Below are 26,705 nucleotides of genomic sequence, written 5' to 3'. Positions count from 1 at the left end.
AAAATAAAAAGCAGAGAATTTTCTCTGCTTTTCGTTATAACGTAACGGATTAGAATTTTTCTTTTACGTCTGCAAGACTGACTAACCATTCCGCTTTATCTTGTTCTGAACCTAACAAAGTGAAATGCCCCATTTTGCGTTGTGGTTTCGCATCACCTTTATTGTAAAGGTGGAACATTGCTTGTGGGTAGCGGTTGAAAAGTTCGGGGAGATCGGCAATGTGCTGACCGAGCAAATTCACCATCAATGCAGGGCGGTGTTGGTAAATGGGTTGTAAGGCTCTGCCTGTAATCGCTAGAATATGCTGATCGTATTGTGAAACATTGCATGATTCCATTGTGTAATGTCCGCTGTTGTGGGGGCGTGGCGCGAGTTCGTTTACCACTAAACCGCCATCTTTTTTCACAAAAAATTCAATCCCACAAACCCCTACTAATTCCCCATTTTCGGCAATTTTACGTGCGTATTCTTGCACGTTTGCCACTTGTTCCGCTGAAAGTTGCGCAGGTGCGGAACTGGTAAAGAGAATACCTTTGCAGTGTTCATTTTGGCTAACAGGGAAAAAGTCCACCGATCCGTGCTGATCTCTTGCTACCATTACCGACACTTCAAACTCAAATGGGCAGAATGCTTCGGCAATACAGGGCTGTTGTAACAGTTTTTCTACTTCGGCTTGTTGAGCGAGTAATTCAGCCTGACTGTCAATTTTCATTTGCCCTTTGCCGTCATAGCCAAAACGCGCGGTTTTGATAATCACGGGGTAGCCGTGTGATTTTGCAAAATTTTCAATATCTTGCACCGCTTGCACTTCGGCAAAATTCACCACAGGCACACCAAGAGAAGCGAGCCACGTTTTTTCTTTAATGCGATCTTGCGAGGTTAAAAGCAGTTTTGTGCCTTGCGGTAGATTTGTCTGGCTATGCAGCGTTTGCAAAATTTCGCCGTTGATATTTTCAAATTCATAAGTGAGTACATCAACTTTTTTCGCAAAAGCGAGTAGGGCATCGGCATCGTTAAAATCGGCAACGGTGTGCCAATCAGCAACGGCAAAACCGCAAGATGTAGCGTTTGGATCAAACATTGCCACACGATAACCCATTTTTTGAGCGGATTGCGCCAGCATTTTACCGAGCTGCCCCGCTCCAATAATGCCGATAGTTGCGGTTGGAAGGAGTGTTTTAATCATTTAAATTCTCACTACTAGAAAGGGCGAGTTGATATTGCTCTTCACGGTAATTCACAAGAGCTTGGCGGATTTTTTCATCATTAACGGCAAGCATTCGGGCGGCTTGCAACGCAGCATTTCTCGCCCCTGCTACGCCAATAGCCATTGTTGCGACAGGCACACCTGCTGGCATTTGCACAATAGAAAGCAGGGAATCCACGCCACTTAATGTACTGGATTTAATCGGTACACCAATCACAGGAAGTAAGGTTTTTGCCGCAATCATACCCGGTAGATGAGCCGCTCCACCAGCAGCAGCGATAATAATTTCCACACCATTATCCGCAGAAGTTTCCGCAAAACGGAACATTTCATCAGGCATACGGTGTGCAGACACCACAGCTTTGCTGTAAGCGATGCCGAGTTGATCAAGCAATTCACAACAAAATTTCATTTGAGCCCAGTCGGATTGACTGCCCATTACGATGGCGATTTTTGGGGTGTTCATTTGGTTTTCCTTTAATATAAAATACTATGTCTTGGGGAACGATAATAGTCTGTTTCCGCAAAAACTTTACCTGTTTTTTTGTCAATAATTTTCAATTGGCATTTAGCACTTAAACTATTAGCATCTCCCCCAAAAGGGAATCTAGATACTTTTTGCCATTGATGAGTAGTATTCCCTTGAACAATATATTCTCCATTGGACTCGAACTTTACTTTTAAATCTGTTTCGCAGATAGTAATCATATCTGATAGAGATCGTCCATAAGTTTGATTTACATACTTCAATATATGCACTCCAGCTTCTAACTGTTTTTCTTCCACTTTTTTATTAAATTCAGAATTCTCTTGAGATTCTAAATAGATAATTTCTGATCCTTTAAGTGCCTTAAATGAAAAAGGGATAGTTGTTTCAAGCCGTATAAACTCATTAAGAGCTTGTTGAGAGAGTATGTTAGGGTCAATAAAAGATGAATGTGGAATATCATATTCTATTTTTACGGTAGGTTTCCCTTCTTCTGCTTTATATACTGGAATGGTTGAAGAACAGGCTGTAAGTAAATTTGTTGATAAAACCACTAAAACCAATATTTTTTTCATATAACGTCTCCTTTGTAAGAATAATGCGTATATAAACAAATAATCACAATTATCAATAATTGTAGTTTTGCAGAACTTATTAAAAATAACCGTCTTGATGAGCTTAGAGTATTCCCGTCAAAATTGCCCGCACGACTTGCGGTTTGTAGGAAAATTTGTACTGTCCGAGCGTAGCGAGTTTACAAATTTTCCGTTAAGCAAACCGCAACAAAGGGCGGCTGCAATTTTGCTCGGGTCGCCTTTCTTTTGGTTACTTTTCTTTGGCGAAGCAAAGAAAAGTAACAGAGTATATTAAAGTGAGATTTCGTTTTTAATTATGAACGTGGCAAATCTTTACCGTATCCAATATCTCTCCGATAAAACGATTTCTCAATCTTCACTTTTTCAAGCAATTCATACACCGCTTTGCGTGCTGAAATGAGATCATCTTGTTGGGTGGTGACCATTAAAATCCGTCCGCCGTTTGCGGTCAGTTTGCCGTCTTTTTCAGCGACACCTGCAAAGCAGACGTTATCCATTGGGAAGTCGTCTGCGAATGAAATTTCCATACCTTTTGCATAGTCTTGCGGATAGCCTTCTGCTGCAACAATCACACCTAATGAGGTTTTGTTAGACAATTTAACCTCAATCTGTTTTTTAGCAAAGTGAGCAGAGACAAGATCAAAGAAATCCGTTTCAATTAACGGCAGTAAAATTTGGGTTTCAGGATCGCCAAAGCGAGCGTTAAATTCAATCACTTTAATGCCATTTGGTGTTTGCATTAGGCCAGCATAAAGGACACCTGTGTAAGGCGTTCCTTCTTTCACTAATTGGGCGAGCAATGGACGTAGTACCTTATTCATAATTTCTTGCTCAATCGCTTGATCTACCCACATTAACGGTGAATAAGCCCCCATTCCGCCTGTATTTAAGCCTTCGTCATTGTCATAAGCACGCTTGTAATCACGAGCAAAACCAATCGGGATAATGTGTTCGCCGTTTACCAATGTGAAAAACGAGAGTTCTTCCCCTGTCATAAATTCTTCAATCACCACCGAGCTATTCAGATCTACCATCATTTCACGTACGGTATCTTTGGCTTCTTCTAAGGTTTGAGCGATAACCACGCCTTTACCTGCGGCTAAACCGTCTTGCTTGATTACGATAGGCATTGATTGGGTTTCAAGGTAAGCGGTCGCTTTTTCTAACTCTTTTGCAGAAAAAGATTGATAGCTTGCGGTTGGTACATTGGCTCTGTCCATTACACCTTTGGCAAAGGCTTTTGAAGACTCCATTTGTGCCGCATATTTGGTCGGCCCTACGATGGGTAAATTGTGAGCGTTAAAATCGTCCACAATGCCTTCTGAGAGAGGCACTTCTGGCCCAACGAAAGTGAGTGCGATATGGTTTTCTGCGACAAATTGACGGAGTGCAGGGAAGTCAGTGATGCCGATATTGACACATTTAATTTTACTTGATGGCATACCAGCGTTGCCCGGTGCAACAAAAACGTTTGCCACTTTCGGGCTACGTTCAAATGCTTTGGCTAGGGCGTGTTCACGGCCACCTGAGCCGATAATGAGCACATTGTTCATATTATAAATTCTCCTAAAAATCCCTCTCCCTTTTAAGGGAGAGGGTGGAGCAAATTCGTAGAATTTGCGGAGGGAGAGGGATTTGCAAAATTTTTGCGGAAAACTACCGCTTGTTACCCTCTCTCTGCCAAAATTGCTGAATGCAATTTTGCCTGTCTCTCTCCCTAAAAGGGAGAGAGTAAATGATTAGTGTCTAAAATGACGAATCCCTGTTTTCACCATAGCGATATTGTGTGCGTTACACACGGCAACCGAATCCGCATCTTTAATTGAGCCACCTGGTTGAATAACAGCGGTTACACCATAGTCTTTTGCCATTTCCATCGTATCGCCCATTGGGAAAAACGCATCGCTAGCAAGCACTAACAGTTGTTCGTTAAATAATGGATGCGCTTTGGCTTGTTCAAGGGCGATATGCGCCGCACCCACACGATTCATTTGCCCAGCACCGATACCAAGTGTCATATAACTATTACCCACGACAATCGCATTACTTTTCACGTGTTTGCACACACGCATGGTGAAGTTAAGTGCGTGAAGTTCTGCGGTATTTGGTGTGCGTTCGGTCATCAATTCCCATTCTGCTGGTAGGCTGTTTGGGGTGTCTTTATGTAAGTCGTTTGAGTGGTCTGCACTTTGCTCTAAAATGCCGCCGTTTACAGACACAAATTCACGCTCGTAAGAGCGATCTTTTGCCGAGAAATCCAACGTCATTAAGCGGATATTTTTCTTTTGCGAAAGTAGTGCAAAAGCTTCATCATCAAAATGTGGTGCGATGATGATTTCTAAGAAAATGTTGTGCAATTTCTCTGCAAGCGTAAGAGTAACAGGGCGGTTTAATACGATAATACCACCGAAGATAGACACAGGATCGGCTGCATAGCAACGGTCAAAGGCTGTATTGATCTCATCGCCAATTGCCACGCCACAAGGGTTCATATGCTTAACGGCAACTGCACAAGGTTCATCAAATTCTCGGGCAATTTTGATTGCGGCATCGGCATCTTTGATATTGTTGTAAGAAAGCGCTTTGCCGTGTAATTGGGTCGCATTTGCTAATGAAAATTGAGGGGCGAACACACTCGTGTAGAAATTCGCTTGTTGATGGCTATTTTCGCCATAGCGTAAAGTCTGTTTGTTAGAATAAGCAAGGGTTAAGTGATCCCATTCATTTTTCGGGAAGTCCACTTCGTTGTTAGCCTGTTCACGTGCAAGGTATTCGCCAATTAAGCTATCGTAATGGGCGGTTAATTGATACACCTTACGAGCTAAGTATTGACGGAAAGCAAGACTGGTTTCGCCATTTTGTTCTAATTGAGCGATTAAGGTTGGGTAGTCCGCAGGATCGGTTACCACCGTAACAGAACGATGATTTTTTGCCGCACTGCGTAGCATTGAAGGGCCACCAATATCAATGTTTTCAATGGCTAAATCAAAGGTACAATCAGGGCGTTCAATGGTCTGACGGAAAGGGTAGAGATTGACAATCACATAATCAATATGGGCAATTTGATGTTCGGTCATCGCTTTCTGGTGTTCGGCATTGTCTCGCACGCCAAGCAAACCACCGTGAATTTTAGGGTGAAGTGTTTTTACTCTACCGTCCATCATTTCAGGAAATCCGGTATAGCTATCTACACTTTGCACAGGAATACCTGCATCTTTAATTGTTTGGAAAGTCCCGCCAGTGGAAAGTAAGATAATGCCTTGTTTAACAAGTGCATTGGCTACATCTAACACGCCAGTTTTGTCAGAAAGGCTAAGAAGTGCGTATTGTTGAGTCATTAAAAATTCCTGTGTATCAATTTGAATGAATGGGCGTATGCAATACGCCCCTACAATTTATCGTTGTGAAACAATCTGCTGAATCGTTTTCGGATAAAGCTGATGTTCAATTTTATGGATTTCATTGGCAAGTTGATCTTGCGTCCAATTTGGATCGATGGCTAAGGCTTGTTGCGCAATGATTTCGCCAGTATCTACACCGCTATCTACCCAGTGAATAGTTACGCCTGTTTGAGAAACACCAGCACGGTAAGCTTCACCAATAGCATCTACTGTCCCACCAAAAGCAGGAAGGAGAGAAGGGTGAATGTTGATAATTTGGTTAGGATAGGCATCAAGCATCGTATTGCCTAAGATCCGCATAAATCCTGCTAAAACCACCAAATTGATCTGTTTGGGTTGTAAATAGGCAACGACTTGTTGTTCCCATTCAGTGCGGCTCATACCTTTACGAGCAAGTACGAAACAATCAATATTGGCAAGTTTGGCACGCTCAATCACATAGGCTTGCGGTTGGTCGCAAACAATGCAGGCAACTTTTGCAGAAATTTCACCATTTTGTACCGCTTGAATAATCGCTTGTACATTTGAGCCGTTACCAGAGGCGAAAAGGGCTAGGTTCATTTGGGGTATTATCTCCTGTTATTCCCTCTCCCTTTGGGGAGAGGGTGGAGCAAATTCGTAGAATTTGCGGAGGGAGAGGGGATAACCCTCTCTCTGCCAAAATTGCTAAACGCAATTTTGCCTGTCTCTCTCCCTAGAAGGGAGAGAGTATAAATATTATTTAATTAAACGCACCGTCGCAGTTTCATCTGCAACGACTTTACCCACCACTTTCGCAGTCGGCACTTGTTTTAGCACGCTATCCACATTTTCCGCAGGCACAGCAATCACCATACCTAAGCCCATATTGAACACTTGATACATTTCATCTTCTGCGATGTTGCCGAGTTCTTGAATGGTTTGGAACACTAATGGAATATCCCACGAGCCAAGTTTAATTTCGGCACATAAGCCGTCTGCGAACATTCTTGGCACATTTTCATAAAAACCACCGCCAGTGATATGAGAAATGCCGTGAATTAAGCCTTGTTGCACCAGAGGTAATACCTCTTTTACATAAATTTTGGTAGGGGTGAGTAGCGTGTCAATGAGTGTTCTTCCATCTGCAAGTTTATCGTCAAATTGCCAGTTATGGTCTTTGAAGAAGACTTTACGCACCAGTGAAAAACCATTTGAATGCACACCTGAACTTGGCAAACCGATGAGTACATCGCCTGCAATCACTTGGTTACGGTCAAAAAGTTTCGCTTTATCGCCAATCCCCACACAGAAACCTGCAAGATCAAATTCATCTTCTTTATAGAGATCAGGCATTTCAGCGGTTTCGCCACCAATTAACGCAGCACCTGCTTGTACACAACCTTCGGCAACGCCAGCCACCATTTGCTCAATCTTAGCAGGATCATTTTTGCCTACGGCTAAGTAATCTAAGAAAAAGAGAGGCTCTGCACCTTGTGCTAACACATCGTTTACGCACATTGCCACACAATCAATCCCAACGGTATTTAAAATACCTGATTGTTGGGCAAGCAAAATTTTTGTACCGACACCGTCTGTGCCACTGACTAAAACAGGCTCTTCAAATTTGTGCCCTGCAAGGGAAAATAAGCCTCCAAAACCACCGATTTGGGAAAGCACTTCGGGGCGGTTGGTGCGTTCAATATGGCGTTTCATTCGTTTAACGGCTTCGTAGCCTTGTTCAATGTTCACACCAGAAGCACTGTATGCGTTACTCATCGACATTTTCTCCGTTTAATATTTGGCGTTGGACTAGGGTTAATTGGCTCTCTAATTGAGCTTGATAATCGCATAATTCAGCGGGGTATTCTCCGGTGAAGGCGGCAACACATAGGCCGTTATTTGGTGCATCAAATTTTGTACCAATTCCTTCAATTAGACCTTGCACAGAAAGGAAACCTAAGCTATCACAGCCGAGATATTCCACCATTTCACTATGTGTTTTATTCGCGGCGAGCAATTCGCCACTGGTACTCATATCAATCCCATAGAAATTGGGGAAACGAAATGGCGGACTAGCAATGCGTAGATGAATCTCTTTTGCCCCTGCTTCACGCAGTAACTGTACAATGCGCTTACAAGTTGTACCGCGTACGATAGAATCATCTACTAAAACGATAGATTTTCCACGCACCACACTGTTTACGGCAGAAAGTTTTTTACGTACTCCTTGTTCTCGTAAGGCTTGAGTAGGCGCAATAAAGGTTCGTGCGACGTATTGGTTTTTGATCAACCCCATTTCATAAGGCAAACCTGATTCTTCTGCATAGCCACTTGCGGCAGAAAGTGAAGAGTTCGGCACTCCAACGACCATGTCCGCAAGCGGAGCAGGGCACTCCCGCGCTAATACCTTACCAGTTTCTTTACGTACAGAATGGACATTAATACCGGCAATATCAGAATCAGGGCGAGCAAAATAGATATATTCCATGGCTTCAATTGCTACTTGCGTTTCATGGGTATATTGCTCAAGCCGAATACCATCATTGTTAATGACGACATATTGACCAGCATGGACGTTACCCACAAATTTTGCCCCGATAGTATCAAGTGCGCAGGTTTCACTTGCTAGCACATATGCACCATTAGATAACTGCCCAATAGCAAGAGGGCGGAATGCATTTCTATCTACAGCGCCCATTAAGCCATCATTGGTTAAAATGACATAGTTAAAACCACCACGCAGCTGAGCAAGCGATTCTGCAAGTTTTTGCTCAAAACCAACCGCTTGACTTTGACGGATTAAATGGATTAACACCTCGCTATCACTGGTAGCATGAAAGACTGCACCGTTTTGTTCTAATTGCTTACGTAACGTTTTAGCATTAGTGATATTACCATTATGCGCAATTGCTATGTTTTGATCATGAAAGCGAAATAAAAATGGTTGCACATTCACTAAATCATCTGAACCGCCACAAGTCGCATATCGAACATGACCAATGCCATTATTGCCCTTTAATGTGCCAAGGACATTGGGATCTTCAAATACCTGGCTGAGTAAACCAATACCACGATATTGATGAAAGTCTGCTTTTTGCGAAGTAACAATCCCGGCGCCTTCTTGCCCACGGTGTTGTAGTGAATGTAAGCCATAATAGACAATTTGGTTAGCATCTTCGTGTCCCCAAACACCGAAGATACCGCATTCTTCATTTAATGAGCGAGAGTGTTCATATTCGTATTCAAACATAAAGTTTCCGTAGGGGCGAACCGATATGTTCGCCCAGATATTTTACTGATGTTTATTTGGGCGGGAACATTAGGCCGCCCCTACAATAATTAAAGAGAAATATGTTTAGCTAAACGCTCATATACTTCTTGATAAACAGGAATAATATCGCCCAAATCACGGCGGAAGTTGTCTTTATCTAATTTTGCTTGGGTGGTTTTATCCCATAAGCGGCTGGTATCTGGCGAGATTTCATCGCCTAAAATAATCTGCCCGTCACTGGTTTTACCAAATTCAAATTTAATATCCACGAGGATAATGCCAATCGCATCAAACAATTCAACCAATTTCTCATTCACTTGGAGAGAGAGTTTTTCAATTTCTTGCAGTTCGTCCATTGTCGCAATGCCGAGTGCTGAAAGTTGGCTGTTATTTACCATTGGGTCGCCTAAAGCATCATCTTTATAACAAAATTCTACGATAGGGTGGTTAAGTGTTTTCCCCTCTTCCAACCCCATGCGCTTTGCAAATGAACCCGCCACACGGTTACGCACAATGGCTTCAACTGGCACAATAGTTAATTTGCGTACAATTTGGGAGGTTTCATCAACTTGTTTAACGAATTGGGTGGGAATCTGTTGGGCGTTGAGCCATTGGAAGATAAGTGAAGAGATTTTGTTGTTTAGTACACCTTTGCCTTCAATCTGTGCTTTTTTTTCGCCGTTAAAGGCGGTCGCTTGGTTAGAATAGACGACGAGCAGTTCGTCAGGATTATCGGTAGTGTAAAGGGCTTTTGCTTTCCCTTCGTAGAGTTTTTGCATAAGAAGTTACTCCAGTAGTGAAATGTCTGACGTGATTCTATCACGCAAACGGTTGCGCATTCAAGCAATCGTTTGCCTTATTTTTTCATTGAGCAATAAAGACGTTTATGGAAGAATAGCCGTACAGTGAGCACAATTCTTTAACAAGCGGTATAAAAATACCCCAAATTTACTAAAGGAAGACATAATGCAATATATCAACATCGCTAATGACGGCGTAAAAACCCTTTCTCCTTACCAAGCAGGCAAGCCTATTGAAGAATTAGAACGAGAGTTAGGTATTTCAAATATTATCAAACTTGCCTCAAACGAAAATCCATTTGGTTTCCCTGAATCTGCTAAGCAAGCAATCATCAATCAACTCAACGAGTTAACTCGTTATCCTGATGCCAACGGCTTTGAATTGAAAGCAACAATTGCCAAAAAATTTGGTGTGAAAGCAGAGCAGATTACTCTCGGTAATGGTTCAAATGACCTCCTTGAGCTTTTTGCCCACACTTTTGCAGATCAAGACGATGAAATTATTTATTCGCAATATGCGTTTGTGGTGTATCCACTGGTAACCAAAGCAATCAATGCCACAGCTCGTGAAATTCCTGCTAAAAATTGGGGGCATGATTTGGAGGCTTTTTTGGCGGCAATTAATGAAAAAACCAAATTAATTTTTATCGCTAACCCAAATAATCCAACAGGCAATTTCTTGACCCATAATGAACTTGATGCTTTCTTGGCAAAAGTACCTGGAAAGGTCTTGGTAGTGCTTGATGAAGCTTACACAGAATTTACCGCAGAACAAGAGCGGGTGGACTCTTTCGCATTAAGTGCAAAATATCCAAATTTAATCATTTCTCGCTCGCTCTCAAAAGCTTATGGTTTGGCTGGACTAAGAATTGGCTATGCGGTCTCGAATCCTGAAATTGCCGATCTCCTCAACCGTGTTCGTCAGCCATTTAACTGCAACAGCCTTGCATTAGCAGCAGCGCAAGCGGTCTTAAATGACGATGAATTTGTCAAAAAAGTGGCAGAAAATAACCGCTTGGAAATGGCTCGCTATGAGGCATTTTGCACAGCTCAAGGATTAGAATTTATTCCATCAAAAGGCAATTTCATCACAATTGATTTTAAGCGTCCCGCTCAAGCGATCTATGAAGATCTTCTGCGAGAAGGGGTTATTGTTCGTCCAATTGCAGGTTACGGAATGCCAAATCAGCTTCGGGTAAGTATTGGATTACCAGAAGAAAACGATCGGTTTTTTAGTGCTTTGTTGAAAGTATTGAATAAATAATCCCGACAAGTCGCAAAATTTTTACATAAGGAAACACAACATTAATGGAAAAACTAACATTACAACCTATTTCTTTAGTTTTGGGAGAAATTAATTTACCAGGTTCTAAAAGCCTCTCTAACCGTGCATTACTTTTGGCGGCTCTCGCACACGGCACAACAACGGTAACCAATCTTTTAGATAGCGATGATATTCGTCATATGCTCAATGCATTGAAAGCCCTAGGAGTGCAATATGACCTCTCCGAAGACAAAACAGTTTGTACAGTACAAGGCGTTGGTGGTGCATTTACGTGGAATGATGGGCTTTCGCTCTTTTTGGGCAATGCGGGCACTGCAATGCGCCCATTGACTGCTGCGCTTTGTTTAAAAGGGCAGAGTGAGGCTGAAGTCATTCTAACGGGCGAGCCTAGAATGAAAGAACGCCCAATTTTGCATTTGGTGGATGCTTTACGCCAAGCAGGGGCGAGTGTGCAGTATTTGGAAAATGAAGGCTATCCGCCGATTGCCATTCGTAACACTGGCTTAAAAGGCGGTAAAATTCAGATTGACGGCTCAATTTCTTCACAGTTTTTAACCGCATTGTTGATGGCGGCACCACTTGCGGAAGGCGATATGGAAATTGAGATCAAAGGCGATCTGGTTTCTAAACCTTATATTGATATTACGCTTGCAATGATGCAGGATTTCGGTGTAAGTGTGCAGAATAACGATTATAAAACCTTTTTTGTGCAGGGTAATCAGCATTACGTTGCACCGCAAGGGAAATACTTGGTGGAAGGCGATGCGTCTTCAGCAAGCTATTTCTTAGCCGCAGGAGCAATTAAAGGCAAGGTAAAAGTAACGGGGATTGGTAAAAATTCTATCCAAGGTGACCGCTTGTTTGCCGATGTACTGGAGAAAATGGGCGCAAAAATCACTTGGGGCGATGATTTTGTGCAAGCAGAGCGTGGTGAGTTACGTGGGGTAGATATGGATATGAACCATATTCCAGATGCTGCAATGACGATTGCCACAACGGCTTTATTTGCGGAAGGTGAAACGGTCATTCGTAATATCTATAACTGGCGTGTAAAAGAAACCGATCGTTTAACAGCAATGGCGACCGAATTGCGTAAAATCGGGGCAACAGTAGAAGAAGGAGAAGATTTTATCCGTGTTCAGCCGCTGAAGTTAAGCGAGTTTAAACATGCTGAGATTGAAACCTATAACGATCACCGTATGGCGATGTGTTTTGCACTCGTCGCCTTGAGTAATACACCCGTGACAATTTTAGATCCGAAATGTACCGCAAAAACATTCCCAACTTTCTTTGATGAGTTTGCTAAAGTAAGTCTGTAATGTAACAAAGGGCGTATTAAACGCCCTTTATTGTCTTTACTCTTGCCAGAATTTTTTCTTCGAAGTATGCCCAATGCCTGGGTTGAAACTATTCGTTGGATCAAGTGCTTTATAGAATTTGCGTAATTCAGGTTTCGCTTCATATAAATGCCCTACATTATGTTCTGCAGGATATTGTGCACCTCGTTTATCTAGCAATGCTAACATTTGATGTTCTAGCTCCATACAATCATTGCCTTTCTTGACAATATAATCTTGATGGAAAACGTGACACATAAAGTGGCCGTAGTAAAGTTTATGGCTAATTTTGTTATCAATTTCTTCGGGTAACACTTCAAACCATTCTCTATCATTACGACGTAACGCAATATCTAATGCCACAATATCCTCGACTTCTTTATCGTGAATCGCACGATAGCGGACGGCCGCTGACGCTACCGCAAAACGGTGAAGCATCGCAGCTTGGCTCTCTTCAGGATTACATTCAAAATAACCGCCTCTGGATTTATCTGAAAAGTATTGAGAAAGGTAGTTTCGAGCCTCTTGCACACCTTTTCCGCCCATTTTTACAATAAGATGATGTTCATATTGATCACGATAATTGCGTAGGCTCTCTGGCAAGTGTTGTGGTAAAACTTTGGAAACCGCTTGTAACAACTTATCGCTTAAATGAGCGGGTAAGAAATTCATTTTTTTAGCGATACGATCGACTTTCGCTTTCAAGGCAAATAGGGCAGGTAAGCGGTGTGTTCCCAGCTTTTTAATCACCCAAAATGTATCTTTACCGTAATCAGCCGCAACATCAAAAGCATCTCGATGAATGTATTCACCTGAAATAGGTAAAGATTCAAAATTTGCCAACATATTACGGCGAATATCGTTAAATACATTGGTATCATTCGTACCGAGATAGAATACCGCAGTCTCTTTTTCAAGTGGGAATGTGTCTAGACGCACTGCAAAAATCGCCAACTTTCCTGCACTACCTGATGCCTCATAGTGGCGTGCTGGATCCGCATTAAAACGAGCAGGGGAGTCTTCATCCACTTGGCGAACGTGATTACAGTAAGCGTGGTCGTGTCCTTTACCACAATCTTTCGTAATATCTTTACGTTGGTAGCGTTGCCCTTGTAGATTTTCAAGAATTTCTTCGGGGGTTTCGCCTAAATCAATGCCGAGATGATTTTTTAACTCAAGTGAACCATCTTCATTTAATTGGGCAAAGAGTGCCATTTCGGTATAAGCCGGCCCTCGTTGTACCAATGCACCACCTGAATTATTACAAATCCCACCAATGACCGAAGCACCAATACATGATGAGCCAATAACAGAGTGAGGTTCTCGCCCGTGTTCTTTAAGCTGTAATTCAAGTTCGTTTAAGGTTGAGCCGGGTAAGCAGACTACTTGTTCAGCATTGTTGATAAGCTGAATACCATTAATCCGCATAGCGTTAATGATAACAACATCACGATCGTAATCCTCGCCATTTGGCGTTGAACCACCTGTTAATCCAGTATTTGCAGCTTGAGTAATCACAATCACGTCTGCTGCTACACAGGCTTGTAGCACTTGCCAAAATTCGAGTAGCGTGGAGGGTTTTACTACTGCAATCGCACTGCCACTACCAAATCGATAGCCGCTACGATAAGATTCTGTTTTACTTGGTTCGGTAATCACATAGTTTGATCCGACAATGTTTGTCAGTTGAGAAATAAGTTGTGTTTTTGTCATAGCATACTCCTTGAACAATCTCAATGAGCAAAATTATAACAACTTGATAACATTTAAGAAGTCATTGAGTGCTATTTTGTGAAGTAGTTAGCAGAATTTCATTGCAAGCGGTAAAAAATAGGTATTTTTTTGCAAAAAAATACCCCCGCAAAAGCCGGGGGTAGGGGAGAAAGTTATTATTGTGTTGCTTGAATTGCAGTTAATGCAATGGTGTACACAATATCATCAACTAATGCACCACGAGATAAATCATTTACTGGCTTACGCATACCTTGTAACATCGGACCGATAGAAACAAGATCGGCAGAGCGTTGTACTGCTTTATAAGTAGTGTTACCTGTATTCAAATCTGGGAAGACAAATACCGTTGCTTTACCTGCAACCGGCGAATCCGGCGCTTTGGAACGAGCCACATCTTCCATTATTGCAGCATCATATTGTAATGGACCATCAATCACGAGATCTGGACGTTTTTCTTTCGCAATACGTGTTGCTTCTTTCACTTTCTCCACATCGGCACCGGAGCCTGATGTACCGGTAGAGTAAGAGAGCATAGCAACACGAGGATCAATACCGAATGCTTTTGCTGATTCAGCCGATTGAATAGCGATTTCTGCCAGCTGTTCTGCGGTTGGATCTGGATTTACTGCACAGTCACCATACACAAGCACTTGGTCTGGTAAGAGCATAAAGAAGATAGAAGAAACAATTGAGCTACCTGGTGCAGTTTTAATGATCTGCATTGGTGGACGAATGGTATTTGCGGTAGTGTGAACTGCCCCTGATACTAAGCCATCTACTTCGTTTGCTTCAAGCATCATAGTACCTAACACTACGGTATCTTTTAACTGTTCACGCGCAAGCATTTCCGTCATACCTTTGGCTTTACGTAATTCAACTAAGCGCTCAACATAATTTTCTGCAATGCTTTCAGGATCAATCACTGTAATGCCTTTGCCTAATGTTACACCTTGCGCTTCTGCCACACGTTCAACATCGCTTGGTTTTGCTAAGAGAACACACTCTGCGATACCGCGTTCTGCACAAAGCACAGCAGCTTTAACTGTACGTGGCTCATCACCTTCTGGTAGCACAATGCGTTTTTTCGCTTCGCGTGCTAATTCTGTTAATTGATAACGGAATGCAGCAGGGGAGAGGCGGCGTGCGCGAACAACGCCATTTGAAACGCTATCAATAAAACTTGCATCAAACTTCTCTGAAACAAATTGCTTGATCGCATTGATACGTTCTTTATCATCAACTGGAACTTCTAAACTAAAACTGTGCAGGTTTAATCCCGTTTGCCATGTTGTGCCTTCTACTCGGAAAATTGGCAAGCCTTTTTCAAATGCTGGTTCGCATAATTTTGCGATCTGGCTATCAATTTTGTAACCACCTGTTAAAAGAAGTGCACCAATTTCCACACCATTCATTGCAGCAAGGGCTGCTGCAACAATGACATCTGGTCGATCGGCTGAAGCAACTAATAAGCAGCCAGCTTTAATATGCTCAACCATATTTGGTAGACTTCTTGCACAGAAAGTTACACTGCGGATGCGGCGTTTTTGAATTTCACCTTCTTTAATGATTGAAGCACCGAGATGTTTTGCCAAATCCACCGCACGTGGCGCACTTAATTCTGCATTCCATTCGATACATGCAAGCAGTTTCACACTATCTTTACTGAAAAGTTTTTCTACTTCTGCCACGTTATTCGCACTGTGTTTGAAAGAGTCAAACATTTCTGCAAGATCAGGACGGGTGCGCCCCGATTCATCAACTGGCGCATTAAATTTGTTAATCACAACACCTAACAGGTTAGGATTGTTACGACCACCAAACTGTGCAACGGCAGTATCAACACGTTCTTTTAATTGCGCTGGATTGTCTGCAAGCGGTGCAGCAACTAGCACAATTTCCGCATCTAACGTTTGTGCAATTTCATAATTAACTTTATGAGCATATGCACTAGTACGCGTTGGAATTAAACCTTCGATCACGATGATTTCATTGTTTTTTGCTAGCTGCTGATGGCGCTCAACAATTTTCTCAAGTAATACATCGGTTTGATTTTGACCAATCAAGGCTTCTGCCGCACTCAGCATAAATGGTTCGCCAACTTCGGTTGTTTGTGAGGTACGAATGATGGCAGTAGAGCGGTCAATAATATCTTCACCACTAGAAGGTTGTGAAATTGGTTTTAAGAAACCAACTTTAGCGCCTTTTTGTTCAAGCGAATGTACTAAACCTAGACTAACACTGGTTACGCCTACGCCAGCACTGATAGGGATTAAAATAATTGTTCTAGACATTTTTTTATTCCATATTAACAAGCGGTATTTTTACAGAAATTTTTGCAAATTTTCATAAAAAAACGAGCGCTTGGTCGGGTAGTTAAAAAGAGAAAAAACCTGCCTCTCGGCAGGTTTGGGAGTATTATAACACTAAACGTGCAGTATCTTGTGCGATAACTAATTCTTCATTAGTTGGGATAACGATTGCTTTGATTGCAGAATCGTCAGTTGTGATAACACCTTCTTTACCAAAACGAGCAGCTAAATTACGTTCTTCATCTACTTTAATGCCGAATAATTTAAGTTGTTTTAAGGTTAATTCACGCACTAATGAGGAGTTTTCACCAATACCACCAGTAAATACAATCGCATCTAAGTGGTCGGCATCTAAACTCGCCATATATGAACCGATATATTTTGCTAAACGATAGCAGAACACATCCATTGCACGAGTGGCCGGCTCTTCTTTGCCATAGTTATCTTCTGCATAACGGCAGTCGCTAGTTACTTCTGTTAAGCCTAATAAACCTGATTTTTTCACAAGTGTATCTTCAACTTCTTGCACTGACATACCTAACGTATTGTGTAGATAGAATACGATAGCAGGGTCTAAATCACCAGAACGTGTTCCCATCACTAAACCTTCAAGCGGTGTTAAACCCATTGAGGTATCTACACATTTGCCTTCACGGATAGCAGCAACCGATGCACCATTACCTAAGTGGCAAGTAATGATATTTGCTTTTTCTGGCGCAACACCAACTGCTTTTGCAGCCTCTTGGCTAACAAAGTAGTGGCTAGTACCGTGGAAACCGTAACGACGTACGCCATGTTCTTTATAAAGAGAGTATGGAAGAGCATAAAGGTATGCTTTTTCAGGCATGGTTTGATGGAAGGCGGTATCGAATACCACAACATTTTTTTCTTTTAATGCAGGGAAGATTTTGAATGCTTCTTCAATACCAATTAAGTGAGCAGGGTTGTGGAGTGGTGCAAATTGTGTTGCATCTTTGATGCCTTGAATAACTTCATCAGTCACAATTGCAGAAGAAGTAAATTTCTCTCCACCGTGCACGATACGGTGACCAATTGCGCCGATACTGTCTTTTAATTCTGCACTTAAAATATTCGATGCTAAATAAGTTAAGGCTTCGCTATGTGCTGCACCTGCACCTAATTGTGCTTCACCTTTCTCACCATTTAATTTCCACTTAATACGGGCATTTTCAAGATTAAAGTTTTCCGCTAGGCCAGATAATTTTTCATCGCCAGAGATAGGATCTAAGATAGCAAATTTTAATGAAGAGCTACCACAGTTCAAAATAAGAATGTTTTTTGACATACGAATTACCTTATTGTGATATACAAAGAACCACGTTAACACGTGAATACTGCACTATGATACGCTTTTCAAATTAAAAAATAAATTGAAATTAATCGAAAAGGGGAATAAATATCTGAAAAATAAGTATAAATCAGAGTGATATACATATAAAAATAAATAGCGACACTTTCATTATTGCCCAAATTAATTTAACATAATCTACGTTATGCGATATAAAATTAGCGGTTAATCCTTTGCAGTTTTTTGCATTTTTTTAACCGCTTGCTTATCAATTAACAACAATCTTTCTCAATGTTTCTAACAATTGTAGTCCAAATGCTCGCCGCCAACCAATTAATAATTCCGGTAATTTTTCTGTATTTTCTCCTTTCCGTTGCCAGCCAAAAAGTTGATTCAATTGTCGTTTGCTGGCAAGTAATTCTATCGGTAAATTTTCAGGCAAAATTTCGGATAAGCGACGTTGTAGCGCCTGGAGACTCGGTTTATATCCAACAAAATCCACAATGCGCATAATTTCATCAGGATAATCTTCTTGTGCTAAATGTTTACTTTGCTCAACAATGCGTAATAGCTTCTTGCCGTGAATTCGCACTTCATTTGGATGCATAAATTCCAGTAATGCCGATGTATGTTTTGGTTGCTCTTTGGCTATACGCCATAAACTCTGTTCTTTCACAATAAAATTGAGAGCTAAATCTCGCTTAATTGCCTCTTCAATACGCCATTTTGCTAATAAGTGTAACACTGAGAGTTGCTGAGCATTGAGTTGCCAAGCATTGCTAATATCCTTATAGGCTTTATCCAAATCTACCGGCAGACTCACTTTAGTACAAACACTACGGCATTCTTCTTGAACCGCATTTTCCCAAGGGGTTTGTGCAAGCGCTGTTGCGAGTTGATGATAAATGGGCAATAAATACCAAACATCTGCAGCTGCATACTGAAGTTGTTTCTCGCTTAATGGTCGAGCCAACCAATCCGTACGAGAGGCGCCTTTATCTAATTCAGTATTTAGATAATGTTGCACTAATTTAGCAAATCCTACTGACGTCCCGAGGCCTGCAAACCCAGCCATTATTTGCGTATCTAGCATTGGCACAGGCATTTGCTGAAAATAATGGTGAAAAACCTCAAGATCTTCACTACAAGCATGAAGTACTTTTAAGACTTTTGTGTCAGCAAGTAGCTGAACAAATGGCGTGAAATCATTAATTGCTAGCGGGTCAATAAGCGCAACATGATTTCCATCGAAAAGCTGAATAAGCCCTAATTTTGCATAATAAGTACGAATACGAATGAATTCTGTATCTAGAGTCACAACCGGCTGCATGCGTGCGTTATGACAAATTTCAGCAAGTTGTTGATCCGTTTCAATCCATTGATATGGTATAGGATGCATTTTTATACTCTCCTCAATATAGCAAGCGGTCGAAATTTAATGAAAATCTGCAAAAAATTTACGCATTTAATTCAATAAATAAAATAATTTTGTGAGCTTATTCTCATAATTGATGTAAAACAGTTGCGATTAGCAATTTTACCTTCAAAATAAAGAAATTATCTTCTGGAGCGCTAAACACGTTCCTTATAGGAGTATTATCAATGAAAATTGCATCACCAGAATATCGTTATCAACATTTAGGTCGCGTTTATCGATTAATTGAACAATTTGAGCTGATTTCCCGAACAGATTTAGCCAAGCTATCTGGATTTGCACCAGCCTCTATGACAATGCTAACCAAGTTGTTGATTGAGAATCAATTTATTATAGAACGCACATCTCAAAATTTAGCATCGCGGGGACGTCCAGCAGTAGGATTATCACTCTCCCCTTTCCATTGGGCTTTACTTTGTTTAACCGTTTCAAGCGATAAGGTAACAGTTGCATTATGCCAATTAAATGGCTCACCTATTGCTCAAGAAACATATTCTTTTAGTGAGCAAGATTATGAACAACTTTCCTTGTTTATTTTGCAAAGTTTGCAACACTTTATACAGCACAATGCTGTTGAAACCGATAAACTTTTTGCGGTATCTGTAAGTGTAGTTGGGAAAATTAATGCAACTAAAGACACCATTGTACAACTCGGACACAAAGCTCTCACTTGCGAACTAAAAAGTACTTTAAGTTCTCTATTTAGCCAGCCAATATTTATTAATGAACATTTCCAACTTTGGTTTTTGGCCGAATCTACACTAGGCAATCTTATTAGCGACGATGATGTGATCTATTTACAATTAGATAATGATGTCAATTTAAGTGTATTACTAAAAGGAGCTTTATTACATCAAGATGAACATAAGCGCATGAATGTAGATAAAATGCTCATGCCTCAGTTCCCATTAAGTGATGAAATTGGTGCGGAATTGCCGCTGCCGGATCGCTATCAACTCAAAAATCAAGTGACATTCCCTGCTCTTCTACCTTTAATTGATCGCTATCTCCCTAATGCTTTTAATACAAGCCAAGAAAAAATAGATTGGTTTTGTGAACATGTTGAGCAACAAACACCTAATGCCATCAAAATTCTTGAACATATTACGGATAATCTTGCTTATATGTTAATGAATCTTATCAACCTGTTCTCAACTCCAAAAGTGATGATCAATTCACCTCTGCTAAGGATTAAACCGTTTTTATTTACTCTACTACACCAAAAACTACATAGCCAAAGGCTACTTGGTAATATCAATGTTGATCTCGTTACTAGCCAATATGATTGGGATAGTGCATATATTCCTGCTGTTGCGATTAAACTTGGATTATATGAAGGTACTCTCTTAAAACACTATATCCGCTTTTGATACCTATCTGAACTGGGATTTTGCTTATAAAATCCCATTTATTTAAACTACTTCTCCATTTATTGATCGAAAACAAAGCCTTTCTCTCCTTATTCGCTACACTTATAGTAATTTGTAACTTTTTTGTAACAAGGTTGAAGTATGGCTTGTTTATTTATTACTGGAACAGACACTAACGTTGGTAAAACCGTTGTCACGCGAGCACTATTGCAATTACTTTCTCTCTATAATATCCCTATTGTAGGATACAAACCTATTGCCTGCGGGGGCGATGACTCTTTGCCCAATGAACCTCATCCTGCTGATTATGCCTGCGAAGATAATAGTGATGTGTTAGTCATTCAAAATAGTTGTCCACACAATGTGCAATATAAAGAAATCAATAGCTACTCCTTTATTCATTCGAGTACTCCCATCTTTGCAGCATTAGATGCAGTACATAGCATTGCAGTCGATAAACTAAATACCGATCTCAAGCGTTTGAGTAAGCGCTATCAAAATGTATTAGTAGAAGGCACTTATGGTTGGCTTACGCCTATTAATAAGGATGTGAGCTTTGCAGACTGGGTGAAAGAGAACCAAATGCCGGTAGTATTGGTTGTTGGCATCAAAGAAGGTTGTGTAAATCATGCACTGCTTACCGCAGAAGCCATTAAACAAAAAGGGTTGAATTTGGTCGGATGGGTCGCTAATCGGGTAAATCCAGGATTACGCCATTATGCAGAATTAATTGAATTACTAAGTCAAAAAATAGATGCTCCGCTGTTAGGCCAACTACCCTATATTTGGCATCCTGAACAAAAGGAGTTAGCGCATTTCATTGAAAATCCAGAGCCGCTATTGCATTATTTCCATAAATAAAAAGGGCGTTTTGCCCTTTTTTATTCTCTAGCCACCAGCAAACTTTACTGTGAAACCTTTCTGCTCTAGCATTTGCTTGAGCTGATCCCGGTTATCGCCTTGAATCTCAATAATGCCATCTTTCACTGATCCACCACAACCACTACGACGTTTTAATTCTGAAGCTAAGGACATTAATGCTTTATCCGCTAAATCCAAGCCAGTGATGACACAAACCCCTTTTCCTTTTCTACCACTAGTTTGTCGCTGAATTCGTACAATACCATCGCCTTTCGGACGAGTGGTTTTCACAACCTCTGGTTTAATTCTGCCTATTTCTGTTGAATACACTAAACTCATTTGTAAAATTCTCACTAAAATCTACCGCTTGTTAAACGATAGATTGATTAATTGATTTTAAGACCACAAGGGGATCTGTTGCTTGAGTAATTGGACGACCAATTACAAGATAATCTGCACCAATATCAATCGCTTGTTTTGGTGTCATAACGCGTCGTTGATCTCCTATGTCGCTACCTGCAGGTCGGATACCAGGGGTGACTAGTTTGAAATCTTTACCACAATGTGTGCGTAACACTTCCACTTCTTGAGGAGAACAAACTACCCCATCCAAGCCTGCACGTTGGCACAAATGCGCTAACCGAATAACTTGTTCCATGGGAGAGGCATTAATACCAATTTGAAGCAAATCAAGATCTTCCATGCTAGTTAAAACAGTCACGCCTATCAATAATGGCGCATCTTTGCCGTAAGGCTCAAGAATTTGCTTTGCAGTTTCCATCATTCTTAAACCACCTGAGGCATGTAAATCGACCATCCATACTCCTAAATCAGCGGCAGAACGTACTGCTCTCGCTACGGTATTAGGAATATCGTGGTATTTTAAATCTAAAAAAACATCAAATTTACGTTCTTGTAATTGCTTGATGAAATTTGTACCTAATGTAGTAAACATCTCTTTGCCGACTTTTAAACGGCAGAGAGAAGGATCAACCTGATCAACAAAAGCTAAAGCTTCTTTCTCTGTTTCATAATCAAGCGCTACAATAATTTTGTTTTGCATAAAAACTCCTGTTTCTAGATTTCATCAATGCTCTGTAATGGTTTAATACTTTCCCAACGACGACAAGAGGGGCAATGCCACATCAAACGATAACTTTGATAACCACAATTGAGACAACGATAATGAAAGCCTTTTTGAATACGACTTCCCACCATCTTATATAGCAAAGAAAGATGCTCTTTGCCTCTTCCCTCTTCCGTTTCATGTATTTGATAAAAGATAAAGCGATGAAATGTGGTTAAATTAGGATATTGTTTGACTTGTTGATATAACGCAGTTTGCGCAGCCTCTACACCATCTTTTTGTTCAATCAACGCAGCCAGTGCAAGATCAACACTGCTATTATGCTGAATCTGATTCGCTTTAATAAGAAATAGCTCAAAACTTTCTAAATCATCTGTTTGTATATAACATGTTTTTACTTTATCTAGAATTTCACTAATATAAGAAATATCTTGTGCTAAAATACGTTGATAATTGTTTAGTGCTGCATGATATTCTTCGCGAGCCAGATAAAAATCACCTAATAAAATAGAAGCTCGAGCACAATTTGGCTGGCAATCAAGCGCTTGGCTTAATATTTGGACAAACTCTTTTTCAGAGTGTTGTAATAAAGCATATTCACAATAAAAATGAGCTAGTGGTGTTTTATCAGTATCAGGTGATATTTTTAATAATTTCTCAGAGACATTAATCGCTTTACGCCATTCTCTAGTCTTTTGATAAATAACCGAAAGTTGTTCCAAAGAATTCACCGCAAACTCAGGCTCATCCAGTAAAGCTATATAATAATTCTCAGCCCTATCGTAAAAACCGACCGCCATAAAATCCTTTGCTAATTGCTGTTTAGCCAGTAATTTCTGTTCAAAAGAATAATTAGGATTGTTTTCTAAGCCTTGATGGATACGTAAAGCCCTATCAACTTCGCCACGTGAACGAAATAAATTACCAAGCGTAAGCTCTGCTTCAAATTGGGATTGAGAACTGATTTGATGCTCCGTTTCCTGCTTTTGGAGCATAGAGAGAAATAAATCAACAGCTTTATCCTGTTGATTTGATAACAGAAAATTTAACCCTGCAACATAGTCACGGGAAAATTGATTATTAATCGATTCTTGATCCTTTTTCGCGCTTCTCTGCCCCATATACCAACCATAAAGTGCGGCAACAGGCAATAAAAGGAACAACAGCTCAAGCATTTATTCAGCCTTTGGTAAACTTAACTCACTAATCTGCTGTGCTTGACGTTTTACTCGACGGTTTAATGCTACGTTCTGTAATTTAACTTTAAGGTAAAAGAAACCGGTAATAATCCAACCTAGAATTAAACCAAAACCAAATAAAATTGCAACAAGCGTTGAGAGCCTTAACTCGTTTTTTGCGATAAGATAATTAAATGTAATAATTTGATCGTTATTAACACCGATAGTCACCGCAACGAGCGCTATAGCTAAAATGATAACGATACCAAGTATATATTTCATCATGTACTCCGTTATTACATTACTCAAATATATAGAAATGTTACGACAAATCTACACGTTCTTTAAGTTCTTTCCCTGCTTTAAAGTGAGGAACATATTTTGAAGATAATTTTACACTATCACCTGTTTTAGGATTACGTCCCACTCGCGACTGACGGTAGTGCAGTGAAAAGCTACCAAATCCTCTTACTTCAATGCGAGAACCCTTTTCTAGAGCAGCAATCATTTGCTCTAAAATTTCTTTAACGCATTCATCAACAGATTTGGATTGAATAGAAGGATTTTTAGCTACTAAATTCTCAATCAATTCTGATTTAGTCATTATTTCTCCTTAAAACTTATAAAAAGCGGATACACTTTTGTGTATCCGCTTTAGAAAGGTTAATTATTCGCCTTTTGCTGCTTTGAAAGCTTCTGCAAATGCGTTTGGCATAACCACTTCTTCTTTATTCACTTGAGCAATCGCAGCTGACTCTTCTGCTTGATCTTTTGCGCGTACAGATAAGTGAACAATGCGAGATTTGCGATCAACACCAGTGTATTTCGCTTCAACTGTATCGTTTACTGCAACTTCTTCAGTTAAATCAGCAGCACGGATAAATCCTTCAACGCCTTCGATTAATTCAACTTTAGCACCTTTTGCATCAACTTCTACAACTTTAGCTGAAACGATTTCACCTTTTTTGGTGCTATCAACAAAGTTTGTGAAAGGATCAGACTCTAATTGTTTGATACCTAAAGAGATACGCTCTTTAACTGCATCTACTTGTAAAACAACCGCTTCTACTTCATCACCTTTTTTGTAGTTACGTACAGCTTCTTCACCTGCAACATTCCAAGAAATGTCAGATAAGTGAACAAGACCATCAATACCACCTTCTAAGCCGATAAAGATACCGAAATCAGTGATAGATTTGATTTTACCTTTCACTTTATCGTTTTTGTTGTGAGTTTCTGCGAAGTGTTCCCAAGGGTTTGCTTTGCATTGTTTTAAGCCTAAAGAGATACGACGACGCTCTTCATCAACTTCTAACACCATCACTTCAACTACATCACCTACATTAACCACTTTAGATGGGTGGATATTTTTGTTAGTCCAATCCATTTCTGAAACGTGAACTAAGCCTTCAACTCCATCTAAAATCTCAACGAAACAGCCGTAATCTGTTAAGTTAGTTACTTTACCAGTTAATTTGCTGTTTACTGGGTGATTTTGAGCAATTGCAACCCAAGGATCTTGGCCTAATTGTTTTAAACCTAGTGATACACGAGTTTTCTCTTTGTCGAATTTCAATACTTTAACTGTTAATTCGTCACCTACATTAACCACTTCACTTGGATGTTTAACACGTTTCCAAGCCATATCGGTAATGTGTAATAAGCCATCTACACCGCCTAAATCAACGAATGCACCGTACTCAGTTAAGTTTTTAACAGTACCTTTAACTTCAGAACCTTCAACTAAGTTCGCTAATACTTCTTCACGATCTGCACTGCTGGTTGATTCAATTACTGCACGACGAGAAACAACGACGTTGTTACGTTTTTGGTCTAATTTGATTACTTTAAGTTCTAAAGTTTGACCTTCTAGGTTCACTTCGCTGCGAACTGGACGAGTATCAACTAAAGAACCTGGTAAGAATGCGCGAACACCGTTTAATTCAACAGTGAAACCACCTTTCACTTTACCGTTAACATAACCAGTTACAGTAGCTTGCTCTTCGAATGCTTTCTCTAAAGCAGCCCAAGATTCGTTGCGTTTTGCTTTTTCACGAGAAAGTTTGGTTTCACCGAAACCATCTTCTACTGCATCAAGCGCAACATCAACAACATCACCAACTTGAACCTCAAGTTCGCCTTGTGCATTGAAGAATTCTTCCGCTGGAATAGCTGATTCAGATTTTAAACCTGCATCAACGAATACAAGACCTTTTTGGATCTTAACAACAGTACCTTTAACGATAGAACCTAAACGGGTCTCTTGGCCTTTTAGTGATTCTTCAAACAGTTCAGCAAATGATAATTCAGACATAATTAATCTTCTTAAAAATAGAACGTCCACTTAGCATCCATTTAAGTGGGGTTGATAATAACAGTCTGCTATTCCATTAGCAGACAAACGGATTTACAAATTTTTATCGATATACGCTAACGCTTGTTGGATAACTTCCTCGATAGATAAATACGTTGAATCTAAAATTAACGCATCATCAGCCGGAACAAGGGGCGCAACTGGACGATTTCTATCTCGATAATCGCGCTCTTTTATCTCGGCTAAAATCTCGTCAAAGTTAGCATTAAATCCCTTTTCTTGCAACTGTTTTACGCGTCTTTTTGTGCGTTCTTCAGCACTTGCATCTAAAAAGAATTTAATTTGAGCATCCGGAAACACGATTGTGCCCATATCTCGTCCATCTGCAATTAGCCCTCTTTCTGTACTAAAATCTCGTTGTCGTTGCAATAATGCTTCTCGCACTTTAGGGAATACGGCAACTTTAGAGGCATTTTGTCCAGCCTCCGCAGTGCGAATTTGGTCTCCGACATTTTCACCATTCAAAATCACCTTAATTTCACCCTGTTCAGGCACAAATTTGACATTAAGGTGAAGTGCTAATGTTGCAAGCGCATTCTCATCATCTAAAGAAACTGCTTGTTTAAGCGCAGCAAGCGCTAAAATTCGATAAATAGCACCAGAGTCTAAAAACTCAAAATTTAATTTTTCTGCTAATGCATGGCATAATGTTCCTTTACCTGCACCGCTTGGTCCATCTACTGTAATGACTACATGTTTCATT

24 protein-coding genes are annotated in these 26,705 nt (G+C 40.4%); 4 read left to right on the top strand and 20 right to left on the bottom strand.

Annotated elements, in window-relative coordinates; all coding sequences use genetic code 11:
* Positions 1-49: 49 nt before the first annotated feature.
* From purK to purC, 9 genes are all read right to left on the bottom strand, one after another.
* The gene (purK, locus tag F542_RS05385) at positions 50-1,186 is read right to left on the bottom strand and encodes a 5-(carboxyamino)imidazole ribonucleotide synthase (RefSeq protein WP_015432521.1); all 1,137 of its coding nucleotides are present in this window, start codon (positions 1,184-1,186) and stop codon (positions 50-52) included.
* Positions 1,179-1,673, bottom strand: coding sequence for a 5-(carboxyamino)imidazole ribonucleotide mutase (gene purE / locus F542_RS05380; protein WP_015432522.1), 495 nt, complete (start codon positions 1,671-1,673; stop codon positions 1,179-1,181). The genes purK and purE overlap by 8 nt, the downstream gene beginning before the upstream one ends.
* A gap of 11 nt (positions 1,674-1,684) precedes the next feature.
* Positions 1,685-2,269, bottom strand: coding sequence for a hypothetical protein (locus F542_RS05375; RefSeq protein WP_015432523.1), 585 nt, complete (start codon positions 2,267-2,269; stop codon positions 1,685-1,687).
* Between the two features lie 314 nt (positions 2,270-2,583).
* Positions 2,584-3,843, bottom strand: coding sequence for a phosphoribosylamine--glycine ligase (purD, locus tag F542_RS05370; RefSeq protein ID WP_015432524.1), 1,260 nt, complete (start codon positions 3,841-3,843; stop codon positions 2,584-2,586).
* A 186-nt stretch (positions 3,844-4,029) separates the two neighbouring features.
* Positions 4,030-5,628 (bottom strand): bifunctional phosphoribosylaminoimidazolecarboxamide formyltransferase/IMP cyclohydrolase, encoded by a 1,599-nt coding sequence (gene purH, locus F542_RS05365; RefSeq protein WP_015432525.1) that lies wholly within the window; start codon positions 5,626-5,628, stop codon positions 4,030-4,032.
* A 57-nt stretch (positions 5,629-5,685) separates the two neighbouring features.
* Positions 5,686-6,252, bottom strand: coding sequence for a phosphoribosylglycinamide formyltransferase (purN, locus tag F542_RS05360; RefSeq protein WP_015432526.1), 567 nt, complete (start codon positions 6,250-6,252; stop codon positions 5,686-5,688).
* Positions 6,253-6,408: 156 nt separating this feature from the next.
* Positions 6,409-7,428 carry a phosphoribosylformylglycinamidine cyclo-ligase gene (purM, locus tag F542_RS05355; protein ID WP_015432527.1) on the bottom strand — a complete coding sequence of 340 codons (1,020 nt, stop codon included), beginning with the start codon at positions 7,426-7,428 and terminating at the stop codon, positions 6,409-6,411.
* A complete protein-coding gene (gene purF / locus F542_RS05350) occupies positions 7,421-8,902 on the bottom strand; it encodes an amidophosphoribosyltransferase (protein ID WP_015432528.1) in 1,482 nt (493 codons plus the stop codon). Before purF ends, purM begins: the two co-directional genes overlap by 8 nt.
* 89 nt (positions 8,903-8,991) lie before the next feature.
* Positions 8,992-9,702 (bottom strand): phosphoribosylaminoimidazolesuccinocarboxamide synthase, encoded by a 711-nt coding sequence (purC, locus tag F542_RS05345; protein ID WP_015432529.1) that lies wholly within the window; start codon positions 9,700-9,702, stop codon positions 8,992-8,994.
* Between the two features lie 187 nt (positions 9,703-9,889).
* Here purC and hisC point away from each other — a divergent pair, with 187 nt between their 5' ends.
* Together hisC and aroA are read left to right on the top strand one after the other, a co-directional pair.
* A complete protein-coding gene (gene hisC / locus F542_RS05340) occupies positions 9,890-10,987 on the top strand; it encodes a histidinol-phosphate transaminase (RefSeq protein ID WP_015432530.1) in 1,098 nt (365 codons plus the stop codon).
* A 44-nt stretch (positions 10,988-11,031) separates the two neighbouring features.
* Positions 11,032-12,327, top strand: a complete 1,296-nt coding sequence (gene aroA / locus F542_RS05335) for a 3-phosphoshikimate 1-carboxyvinyltransferase (protein ID WP_015432531.1) — start codon at positions 11,032-11,034, stop codon at positions 12,325-12,327.
* Positions 12,328-12,363: 36 nt separating this feature from the next.
* Here aroA and dld read toward each other — a convergent pair whose 3' ends face one another.
* From dld to rnd, 4 genes are all read right to left on the bottom strand, one after another.
* The gene (dld, locus tag F542_RS05330; RefSeq protein WP_025267056.1) at positions 12,364-14,058 is read right to left on the bottom strand and encodes a D-lactate dehydrogenase; all 1,695 of its coding nucleotides are present in this window, start codon (positions 14,056-14,058) and stop codon (positions 12,364-12,366) included.
* Positions 14,059-14,234: 176 nt separating this feature from the next.
* Positions 14,235-16,370 carry a phosphate acetyltransferase gene (gene pta, locus F542_RS05325; protein WP_015432533.1) on the bottom strand — a complete coding sequence of 712 codons (2,136 nt, stop codon included), beginning with the start codon at positions 16,368-16,370 and terminating at the stop codon, positions 14,235-14,237.
* Positions 16,371-16,494: 124 nt separating this feature from the next.
* Positions 16,495-17,694 carry an acetate kinase gene (locus F542_RS05320; RefSeq protein WP_015432534.1) on the bottom strand — a complete coding sequence of 400 codons (1,200 nt, stop codon included), beginning with the start codon at positions 17,692-17,694 and terminating at the stop codon, positions 16,495-16,497.
* Positions 17,695-17,965: 271 nt separating this feature from the next.
* The gene (gene rnd, locus F542_RS05315) at positions 17,966-19,096 is read right to left on the bottom strand and encodes a ribonuclease D (RefSeq protein ID WP_025267055.1); all 1,131 of its coding nucleotides are present in this window, start codon (positions 19,094-19,096) and stop codon (positions 17,966-17,968) included.
* Between the two features lie 203 nt (positions 19,097-19,299).
* Here rnd and F542_RS05310 point away from each other — a divergent pair, with 203 nt between their 5' ends.
* Positions 19,300-20,502 carry an ROK family protein gene (locus F542_RS05310; protein WP_025267054.1) on the top strand — a complete coding sequence of 401 codons (1,203 nt, stop codon included), beginning with the start codon at positions 19,300-19,302 and terminating at the stop codon, positions 20,500-20,502.
* A 141-nt stretch (positions 20,503-20,643) separates the two neighbouring features.
* Positions 20,644-21,363 carry a dethiobiotin synthase gene (gene bioD, locus F542_RS05305; RefSeq protein WP_015432537.1) on the top strand — a complete coding sequence of 240 codons (720 nt, stop codon included), beginning with the start codon at positions 20,644-20,646 and terminating at the stop codon, positions 21,361-21,363.
* A gap of 27 nt (positions 21,364-21,390) precedes the next feature.
* Here bioD and yciH read toward each other — a convergent pair whose 3' ends face one another.
* From yciH to cmk, 7 genes are all read right to left on the bottom strand, one after another.
* Positions 21,391-21,702, bottom strand: coding sequence for a stress response translation initiation inhibitor YciH (yciH, locus tag F542_RS05300; protein ID WP_015432538.1), 312 nt, complete (start codon positions 21,700-21,702; stop codon positions 21,391-21,393).
* Positions 21,703-21,733: 31 nt separating this feature from the next.
* Positions 21,734-22,426: an orotidine-5'-phosphate decarboxylase gene (gene pyrF, locus F542_RS05295; protein WP_025267053.1), complete on the bottom strand. Its 693-nt coding sequence runs from the start codon at positions 22,424-22,426 to the stop codon at positions 21,734-21,736.
* A gap of 14 nt (positions 22,427-22,440) precedes the next feature.
* Positions 22,441-23,625 (bottom strand): lipopolysaccharide assembly protein LapB, encoded by a 1,185-nt coding sequence (gene lapB / locus F542_RS05290; RefSeq protein WP_015432540.1) that lies wholly within the window; start codon positions 23,623-23,625, stop codon positions 22,441-22,443.
* Positions 23,626-23,913, bottom strand: a complete 288-nt coding sequence (locus F542_RS05285) for a LapA family protein (RefSeq protein WP_200867167.1) — start codon at positions 23,911-23,913, stop codon at positions 23,626-23,628.
* A gap of 37 nt (positions 23,914-23,950) precedes the next feature.
* A complete protein-coding gene (locus F542_RS05280) occupies positions 23,951-24,232 on the bottom strand; it encodes an integration host factor subunit beta (RefSeq protein WP_015432542.1) in 282 nt (93 codons plus the stop codon).
* A gap of 63 nt (positions 24,233-24,295) precedes the next feature.
* Positions 24,296-25,942 (bottom strand): 30S ribosomal protein S1, encoded by a 1,647-nt coding sequence (rpsA, locus tag F542_RS05275; protein ID WP_015432543.1) that lies wholly within the window; start codon positions 25,940-25,942, stop codon positions 24,296-24,298.
* 93 nt (positions 25,943-26,035) lie between these two features.
* A complete protein-coding gene (gene cmk / locus F542_RS05270) occupies positions 26,036-26,704 on the bottom strand; it encodes a (d)CMP kinase (RefSeq protein ID WP_025267051.1) in 669 nt (222 codons plus the stop codon).
* Position 26,705 lies beyond the last annotated feature (1 nt).

Origin of the sequence: Bibersteinia trehalosi USDA-ARS-USMARC-188, from assembly GCF_000521725.1 — a bacterium.
In the GTDB taxonomy this organism is placed as follows: Bacteria; Pseudomonadota; Gammaproteobacteria; order Enterobacterales; family Pasteurellaceae; genus Bibersteinia; species Bibersteinia trehalosi.
This window is presented reverse-complemented; position numbering and strand designations above follow the sequence as displayed.

Bases quoted from the DNA above. Each gene is read 5' to 3' on its own strand.
- purK (WP_015432521.1), bottom strand. From the start codon at position 1,186: ATGATTAAAACACTCCTTCCAACCGCAACTATCGGCATTATTGGAGCG.
- purE (WP_015432522.1), bottom strand. From the start codon at position 1,673: ATGAACACCCCAAAAATCGCCATCGTAATGGGCAGTCAATCCGACTGG.
- F542_RS05375 (WP_015432523.1), bottom strand. From the start codon at position 2,269: ATGAAAAAAATATTGGTTTTAGTGGTTTTATCAACAAATTTACTTACA.
- purD (WP_015432524.1), bottom strand. From the start codon at position 3,843: ATGAACAATGTGCTCATTATCGGCTCAGGTGGCCGTGAACACGCCCTA.
- purH (WP_015432525.1), bottom strand. From the start codon at position 5,628: ATGACTCAACAATACGCACTTCTTAGCCTTTCTGACAAAACTGGCGTG.
- purN (WP_015432526.1), bottom strand. From the start codon at position 6,252: ATGAACCTAGCCCTTTTCGCCTCTGGTAACGGCTCAAATGTACAAGCG.
- purM (WP_015432527.1), bottom strand. From the start codon at position 7,428: ATGAGTAACGCATACAGTGCTTCTGGTGTGAACATTGAACAAGGCTAC.
- purF (WP_015432528.1), bottom strand. From the start codon at position 8,902: ATGTTTGAATACGAATATGAACACTCTCGCTCATTAAATGAAGAATGC.
- purC (WP_015432529.1), bottom strand. From the start codon at position 9,702: ATGCAAAAACTCTACGAAGGGAAAGCAAAAGCCCTTTACACTACCGAT.
- hisC (WP_015432530.1), top strand. From the start codon at position 9,890: ATGCAATATATCAACATCGCTAATGACGGCGTAAAAACCCTTTCTCCT.
- aroA (WP_015432531.1), top strand. From the start codon at position 11,032: ATGGAAAAACTAACATTACAACCTATTTCTTTAGTTTTGGGAGAAATT.
- dld (WP_025267056.1), bottom strand. From the start codon at position 14,058: ATGACAAAAACACAACTTATTTCTCAACTGACAAACATTGTCGGATCA.
- pta (WP_015432533.1), bottom strand. From the start codon at position 16,370: ATGTCTAGAACAATTATTTTAATCCCTATCAGTGCTGGCGTAGGCGTA.
- F542_RS05320 (WP_015432534.1), bottom strand. From the start codon at position 17,694: ATGTCAAAAAACATTCTTATTTTGAACTGTGGTAGCTCTTCATTAAAA.
- rnd (WP_025267055.1), bottom strand. From the start codon at position 19,096: ATGCATCCTATACCATATCAATGGATTGAAACGGATCAACAACTTGCT.
- F542_RS05310 (WP_025267054.1), top strand. From the start codon at position 19,300: ATGAAAATTGCATCACCAGAATATCGTTATCAACATTTAGGTCGCGTT.
- bioD (WP_015432537.1), top strand. From the start codon at position 20,644: ATGGCTTGTTTATTTATTACTGGAACAGACACTAACGTTGGTAAAACC.
- yciH (WP_015432538.1), bottom strand. From the start codon at position 21,702: ATGAGTTTAGTGTATTCAACAGAAATAGGCAGAATTAAACCAGAGGTT.
- pyrF (WP_025267053.1), bottom strand. From the start codon at position 22,426: ATGCAAAACAAAATTATTGTAGCGCTTGATTATGAAACAGAGAAAGAA.
- lapB (WP_015432540.1), bottom strand. From the start codon at position 23,625: ATGCTTGAGCTGTTGTTCCTTTTATTGCCTGTTGCCGCACTTTATGGT.
- F542_RS05285 (WP_200867167.1), bottom strand. From the start codon at position 23,913: ATGATGAAATATATACTTGGTATCGTTATCATTTTAGCTATAGCGCTC.
- F542_RS05280 (WP_015432542.1), bottom strand. From the start codon at position 24,232: ATGACTAAATCAGAATTGATTGAGAATTTAGTAGCTAAAAATCCTTCT.
- rpsA (WP_015432543.1), bottom strand. From the start codon at position 25,942: ATGTCTGAATTATCATTTGCTGAACTGTTTGAAGAATCACTAAAAGGC.
- cmk (WP_025267051.1), bottom strand. From the start codon at position 26,704: ATGAAACATGTAGTCATTACAGTAGATGGACCAAGCGGTGCAGGTAAA.